The organism is uncultured Aurantimicrobium sp. (genome assembly GCF_936931525.1).
Taxonomy (GTDB): domain Bacteria; phylum Actinomycetota; class Actinomycetes; order Actinomycetales; family Microbacteriaceae; genus Aurantimicrobium.
Genome location: NZ_CAKZII010000162.1, coordinates 1 through 1,698, shown reverse-complemented (window position 1 = coordinate 1,698; position 1,698 = coordinate 1). Strand labels below are relative to the sequence as shown.

General features: G+C 50.1%; 1 protein-coding gene. It reads left to right on the top strand.

Translation table 11 applies throughout. The annotated features are described in order from the left end of the window. The first annotated feature begins 306 nt into the window (after positions 1-306). A complete protein-coding gene (locus tag Q0362_RS08280; RefSeq protein WP_298122456.1) occupies positions 307-1,638 on the top strand; it encodes an ABC transporter substrate-binding protein in 1,332 nt (443 codons plus the stop codon). The last annotated feature ends 60 nt before the right edge of the window (positions 1,639-1,698 follow it).

The window sequence follows — 1,698 nt, the reverse complement described above, 5'->3', positions numbered from 1 at the left end:
CCGCAATTGCGCGGGTAAGGGAACAAATTCCCCCTAGAATCACGATTCGGTTACGAAAATACGAAACGGTGTTTCTGGGGTAGACATACCCGTAAATCATTCGATAGATTTCTCTTTATCGACGCGCGTCGACGATACGCGTCGAAAGCCTAAAAAGCACCAAAGAAGTTGCATAACCAAATCGGTTGTCAATTATTTAGGTAATAACAACGAAGCATTGCCACACTTTCACAAATCTTGCTACTGCAAGATTGTTCCTCTTGGAAGTGAAGGTTGGCAGAACTTCACATACGAAAGGAAATGACTATGGCAGTTATTAGCCGAAAGAAAGCAACCGTTGCTGTTGTTGCTGCTTCCGCTGTTGCCGCATCCCTCATGCTGAGCGGTTGTGCTACTGGCGGATCTGACAACCCTAACTTCGCAGATTGCAAGGAAGTAACCGAGATTTCATGGCTCGGAACCATCAAGGTAGAAATCCAGGATCAGTTCACCGCAGCTATTGAGGACTACAACAAGACCAACACTGACTGCACCACCGTGTCTATCGTTGAGTCTCCTCAGGATGTTCCATTCCTGCAGACCGTTACTCCTATGTACGAAGCTGGCGATGCACCAACCATCATGACTGCTCTTCAGGACATTCCTGACATGGCCGACAAGGTTATGGACTGGACCGGTCAGCCTCTGGCAGAGCTCGCAGCTCCTGGAACTCTTGACGTAGCAAACATCGATGGCAAGCAGGCTGGTATTCCTGTTACTGCAGAAGCTTTCGGTCTTCTCTACAACAAGGCTGTTCTTGACGCTGCTGGTGTCGACGCTGCTGCAATCACTACTCGCACTGAGCTTGCTAACGCATTCCAGGCAGTATCTGCAACCGGTGTTGACCCAATGCACCTTTCGGGTCTTTGGTGGTCATTGGGAGCGCACTTCACCAACATTTACCACACCAACGTAAGCGAGACCTCTGCTGACAACCACGCAGTTCTCGACGACCTGACTGCTGGTAAGAAGTCGCTGATTGACGACCCATCTTTCAACAGCTGGCTCGACACCTTTGACCTGCTGAAGGCAAACTCAATTGACACAGCTTCAATTGCTGACGCTGACTACGACCTGGGTGTTGAAAACCTCGCTACCGGAAAGACTGCTTTCTGGTTCATGGGTAACTGGGCTGAGCCAAACTTGCTCACCACTGACCCTAAGGGCGAGTTTGGAATCATGCCTGTACCTGTCAACAACACTGTTGGTTCGAAGGCAAACACTTCCATCTCCGTTGGTGTACCTTTCTACATGATGGTTGACACCGAACAGTCAACTGAAGCTCAGCAGAAGTCTGCTGTCGCAGTACTGACTTGGTTCCTCACCACCCCTGAGGGACAGGCTTTCTGGGCTGGTCCAGTCGAAAAGGGTGGCATGAACTTCATCCCCGTTTACGAGGACTTCACAGTTCAGCCCACCACTTACATGGCTAAGGAAATCGCTGATTACGTCGCTGCAGGTAAGACCCTGGAGTGGGTCAACAGCGCTTACCCAGCTGGTCTGCAGGAACTCTACGGAGCTTCAATGCAGAAGTACTACGATGGCCAAATCGATCGCGCAGCTCTCGCAGCTGAGCTCGAAGCAGCCTGGAAGAAATAATCACTTCTTCCTTGATTAGGTTTGCCTAATCGTTCTATCGTGATTAACACTGAGATGCCC

What these genes read in the sequence shown, in the direction of transcription:
- Q0362_RS08280 (WP_298122456.1), top strand. Translation starts at nt 307, where the DNA reads ATGGCAGTTATTAGCCGAAAGAAAGCAACCGTTGCTGTTGTTGCTGCT.